At 41.9% G+C, this 5,112-nt stretch carries 7 protein-coding genes; all 7 read right to left on the bottom strand.

Going from position 1 to position 5,112, the window contains the following annotated elements; all coding sequences use genetic code 11:
• Positions 1 to 43: 43 nt before the first annotated feature.
• The 7 genes from F927_RS14105 to F927_RS14075 all read right to left on the bottom strand — a co-directional run bounded on the left by F927_RS14105 (position 44) and on the right by F927_RS14075 (position 5,071).
• Positions 44 to 406 carry a MobC family plasmid mobilization relaxosome protein gene (locus tag F927_RS14105; protein WP_017394605.1) on the bottom strand — a complete coding sequence of 121 codons (363 nt, stop codon included), beginning with the start codon at positions 404 to 406 and terminating at the stop codon, positions 44 to 46.
• Between the two features lie 466 nt (positions 407 to 872).
• Positions 873 to 1,085 (bottom strand): hypothetical protein, encoded by a 213-nt coding sequence (locus F927_RS14100; RefSeq protein WP_005086682.1) that lies wholly within the window; start codon positions 1,083 to 1,085, stop codon positions 873 to 875.
• Between the two features lie 10 nt (positions 1,086 to 1,095).
• Positions 1,096 to 2,064, bottom strand: a complete 969-nt coding sequence (locus F927_RS14095; RefSeq protein WP_005086676.1) for a replication initiation protein — start codon at positions 2,062 to 2,064, stop codon at positions 1,096 to 1,098.
• A 230-nt stretch (positions 2,065 to 2,294) separates the two neighbouring features.
• The gene (locus F927_RS14090) at positions 2,295 to 2,585 is read right to left on the bottom strand and encodes a type II toxin-antitoxin system RelE/ParE family toxin (protein ID WP_017394606.1); all 291 of its coding nucleotides are present in this window, start codon (positions 2,583 to 2,585) and stop codon (positions 2,295 to 2,297) included.
• A complete protein-coding gene (locus F927_RS14085; protein WP_005086675.1) occupies positions 2,573 to 2,854 on the bottom strand; it encodes a hypothetical protein in 282 nt (93 codons plus the stop codon). Before F927_RS14085 ends, F927_RS14090 begins: the two co-directional genes overlap by 13 nt.
• 53 nt (positions 2,855 to 2,907) lie before the next feature.
• Complete coding sequence (locus F927_RS14080; RefSeq protein ID WP_005086673.1) at positions 2,908 to 3,186, bottom strand: hypothetical protein; 279 nt, start codon at positions 3,184 to 3,186, stop codon at positions 2,908 to 2,910.
• 64 nt (positions 3,187 to 3,250) lie between these two features.
• Positions 3,251 to 5,071: a relaxase family protein gene (locus F927_RS14075; protein WP_005086671.1), complete on the bottom strand. Its 1,821-nt coding sequence runs from the start codon at positions 5,069 to 5,071 to the stop codon at positions 3,251 to 3,253.
• Positions 5,072 to 5,112 lie beyond the last annotated feature (41 nt).

The raw sequence follows: 5,112 nt of genomic DNA, 5'->3' as shown, positions 1-5,112 counted from the left end.
ATCAATCGGTCCACTGGATAAACCTGTACCACGCCTAAAAAAATCAACGATCATCTCTCAGCTCCTTCAAGGTCTGATCAACTCCTATCAAAAGGTGCAAAAGACGTGCGGCATCAATCGGTCGATCTGCTGCAATATCTGTGTTGATTGCTTTGGCAATCTGATTGATGTTGTTGCCGATGCGTGACAGTTCAAGTAGAAAGTCACGGTCTAGTTTAGTGAACTGCGGTACTTGAGTTTCTTGTTTATTAACAGCACTCAATGCCCCCTCTCGTAATAATCGGGCAATGCTGGAGGCGTTGGCATTTTTCAATTGATTCAATTCATCATCTGACAACCGCACCTCAACCCGATGCTCTCGGACTTTCCGCTTTTTGGCGTGGTTGATTTTTGCCTTATATTCCATAATGTCACCGTGTAACGCTGTGGCTTTTTGGGGGGTTTCGGGGGGTGTCCCACTGAACAAGGTCACGACCAGTAATTTGTAGCATAGCGAAAAAATACGTGGTTGTGTATCCTTGCTTACAAAACGTCACCGTGTAACTATCTGTATTTTTATTTAAAGATTGCTTGTCACCGTGTTACGAATGAATTGGAGAGAAGTTTAATTGAGGAGATGGGCAAGGTCATGGACAATCGCAAGCGAAAGACAAAACTGATCTATGCACAAACCTGATGGACAAGTCCGCATAACTCATTCGAGTTATACGTTGACTTGACCACAGGTATTGCACACAGGTTTTGTCTTTGCCCACAACCGTTGCTCCCATCATTGAATAATAATTTTTAAAATAAAAATAAGAGAAAAGCACCCTAGGGGGCTATTATCTGATTTGGCTGCACTTCGACATTTTGTAAAGTTATGTAAACAATTAACTCTCTGGTTCTAACTCGTTTGCTAAAGATAGAAATAACATTCCCATATATCGGCAAATATCTGGGTCAATCTTTTCATTACCTTCGAGCCAGTTGTCTATTGAATCTGCAATATTGACAAAATCCGCTTCTAACATTTCCAACTCATTTTTATCGCTATATATTTCATGAATATATTTAGCATTTGGGCTTTCAAAACTATCATCCATATTTATATTCCTAGCTGCTTTTACCTGATTTTAACCACTTAGACACACTACTGCGATGTACGTTTAAATACTCTGAAATTTCTTTGATGCTCTTACCCATGATATGCAGTTTTAAGGCTTCCTGACGCATATCGCTGTACTGTGCTGACCTAGCTTTACCACCTTTTGACACATTACCCTTGCTGACACCTATCTTCGCCCTGTTGGATTGTTTCGTACCAAACCACGCCTGAAACTCTGCACTGGTATGATTACGCCACACCCATTTTGCAATAGATTTTGCAGTCGCCTTGACTTCCGAATATGGCAATGGGTCTAAAAACGCACCATTTGCATTTATAGACATGTTTAATACTTTTTGATACCAACTATCATAACCATCATCCAAACACGCTCTAATCGCCTTATACGCCCATTTACGCACCACATCAAACATTATGCAGTTACGTCCAAGCCCTGAAACTTCATTTTCACTCTTTTTTGGCTTGTTTTCTAAATCGACATAGTCCGCCAGCTCGTCCAGTTCAAACGGTCTTGGATTGAGTAAAGTAACCTCCCAATCTTTGTCCACTGGATTCTTGGTTAGCAAGCCTGAATATCGCAGGTCTGCACCTAATTTTTTGGCGTATGTATATTCAATAGAAGCTAGATAACGCAAGGGTTTCAGCTTTGCATTAGCAGTTTTACAAACAGGTGTTTTTAACTCATAACAAACATGGCAGTGACCATTTTTTTTGTTCTTGGCTATCCATGTCGGTGTAGGTAAATTTGCATCAAAAAAATGTAGGTAAGCATCAGGTGCGTCTATATCAAAAATGAGATATTGCACTGTATGTACATGATTTACCTGAATGAGAGGGTACTGTATGGCGTGTTTTTTGGAACGTATGTAGGTTTTAGTCCCTTTGCCATAACTGCAATACGGTTTTTTAGGTAGATCTTGATAAAAATTTGACCGAAATTCAGGAATTTGTTCCATTTATAACAGTATCCACTTGCAATACTCGCAAACACTGCTAAAATTAAGAAAGTTTTCTGGTGTTCTTAATTTTTGAGTGTTTTCAAGCCTTTAAAATTAGATTCCGAAGAAAAAGTAGGTTTGCCGACCTACTTTTTTTTCGCCTATTGAAAAATCTAGCACACTTCAAAGCATGTGAAAAGCATTGATTTTTCGAGGTTTATTATAACAGCAAATAGTCTAAAATAAGTTTAATACGCATCTTCTCGTTGATGCTTGATTGAGACTATCACAACATCCTCACCAGTTTTGTAACGATACCAAGCCTTGTATCCACTTGAACCAAAAGGGATTATCAATATCCTAAAATCTGGTCGCTCATCGTCAGGTACATGAGCCAATGGTGTAGTGGCTAATTCCTTGAGGTGAGATCGGATAGTTATAACCGCTTCCTTAGCCGCTTCTGGGTTCTTTGTCTGCAAAAACACCTTTAATCGGCTCAAATCATTAAGGGCGTTTCTGGTTAAAATTACTTGTGGCATAGGGGTGCATCTTTCTCATTGTCAGTTCCCCAACTCTCCAGCCACTCATCCGCTTCTGCTAGAGTTACATGCAGCCCTGTTTCCAGATAATCTTCATACGAGGCTATAGCTTCTCTCCGCTCTGCCTCAATGCGCTCCTCTTGCTCGATAAAACTAGTGATTGCAGCCTTTGCCAATGCGTGTGCTGTACGCTTTTTGGTGGTGGCTAAACGGCTTAAACGGTCTTTATAGCTTGAATCAAGCTTGATGGACAGTGCTATGGTGGACATGGCTTAATTCCTATTACTTCAAAAGGTATTACCTAGTATACACAAGTAAAACTTTACTGGTTAATAATTTGGCTAACCTTGAAATCTTGTTGGTTCACAATTCGGGTAAACTCTGCTGAAATCAGGCGGTTTAGCACCTCCTTTTTCCCCTCACCCATAACCTGCATAATGCCCTCCAGTTGAGCCATGACAACACTATCTAGCATCAGATCAAGGCGTACTGCTGAGTGTTGCTCTTTAAGCCTTTGTCTATAAGCCTTTTGACGCTCCGCCCCTGTTTTTGGTGGCTCTTTCAGCATATCAATCGTTTTCTTATCTGCCTTATCTTTCATATTGTCACCGTGTTACTTTTGATTATTTAATCAACTATACCTTACGTCACCGTGTTACACAACACTAAAAGGGGCGAGGACTGTCGTAATCTTGTTTTTTCTCTACTTCGATCTGCTGCCGTTGCTCCACACGCTCTAAAGCTTCGCGGATAGGCGTTGCACTAAATCGGCTAGTTTTAGCTGATATTGCTCGACTGAATTCATTTTCTCGATCACTTGTACGGTTAGTGGTTCTAGCTGCTTCTCTATCTCTGTCTGTGTCAATCGTGGCAAGGCTTTGGTAATCTGCTGTTCTATATTCAACTGTCCGACCAACTTCACTAAATGCTGCTGCAATTGCTGCTGTATATCTGACTGTAGTTTCAATAGCAAAGTCTCTGGCAATTGTGGGTTTCTCAGCTTGTTGATAATCTCCTCCTGCTGCTTGATTCGACTTATCGCTGTTTCGTTGAACTGTTTCAAGTTCTGACCGTACTGCTCTAGCTGCTCGATTGTATAGCTCTGGGCTTCCAATCGCTGCAATGCGCTCTGTAACTGCTGCTGTTGCTGCTCGATAATGCTTAATAGCTGTGATTCCAAGCTCATCTACCTGCCCCCTCTCGCCTTGTATAAATCGGTTGTGATTTTGCTGTATTCCGCTATTTTCTGCTGAGTCTGATATTCGATCTGCTGCAAACGTTCCTTTTTTACTTGTATTTCGTTGTATTTGCTCTTGCTGACGTACCCAAGACAAATACTGCTGATAAGCATTGTACATGCTAGTAAAATCAAGGCTGTATTCGATCTGGTAAGGGTTTTCTTGATACTTGCTGCTTGTTCGATGTCTTGGCTCAAGTCGTTCAACTGCTGCAAGTTCGCTTGTAGCTGTTTGATCTGTGTTTGCTGTTGCTGCAATAGCTCTGTCATGCCCTGCTGCTGTTGCGCCTTGATCTTTGCCGTGTTCTGCTCGATCTGCTGCAATAGTGCTGTCGTAGCTTCGCTCTGGTGACTGAGGATCTCGCTGTGACTGCGGTCTATATCGCTGTTGATGGTACTCACTCTTTGCTGCAAGCATCTTGTCGTATCGTTCACAGCTTGCTGTATATCGCTCTGTAGCTGCTGCTCGATAGTCTGCTGATGCTGCTGCCGTAATGCTTGGGCTTTCGTCTGTATATCTAAAATCCTGCTCATATAACGCACCTGTTAAACGAATTGGACGTGATTTTTCATCATCTTGGTGTTTGATACTGATTGATTTAGGTGTTTGCCTTGTCACTTCCACGCCAATATCCCCAAGCCACTTAATAAGGCTCTGGCGGTCGGAGATCACGCCCTCAGCTATGGCAAGGGCTGCTTCGATTTCTATGGCTGCTTTCAGCTCCTTTGTATTGCTTGGTAAGGCTTTGGCTACTTTTGTTGCTTGCCGATTTGCTGGGTCATCTGGGTCATATAAGGCGTGGATGTGATTTGTAATCTGTTTAAAACACTCGACACGATCAAGGTCGGCTGCGGCATAGAATGGCTGTAGACGCTTGCCACTGTTGACTTCCACATTTGGGATAAGGAAGTTTAACTCCAGTCGGGTTTCCCCTGTATCCAGGTTAATTTTGTCCTGGTGTTCAACCCATAAAATTCTGTACTGATCTTTAGTCATCCCAGGAAACAAACATTTTTCAAAATCATCCATAATTTGTTGTTTTTGCTCTGGTCTTAGGTCATGTTCATAAAAAGAAAGACAGCCTGCGGTGTACTTCTTTATGTACGGGCTAGTGTCGATTAACCCTGCGACTTCATTAATGTCACCCTTTAACAGACAAGCATGTTCTCGGTCTCGATTCTTGCCAAGCAAGTAATCAATCGGTCCACTGGATAAACCTGTACCACGCCTAAAAAAATCAACGATCATCTCTCAGCTCCTTCAAGGTCTGATCAACTCCTATCAAAAGG

The organism is Acinetobacter haemolyticus CIP 64.3 = MTCC 9819 (assembly GCF_000369065.1).
GTDB classification, from domain to species: domain Bacteria; phylum Pseudomonadota; class Gammaproteobacteria; order Pseudomonadales; family Moraxellaceae; genus Acinetobacter; species Acinetobacter haemolyticus.
The sequence above is the reverse complement of the archived record's forward strand: the minus strand, read 5'-3'. Positions and strand labels throughout refer to the sequence as shown.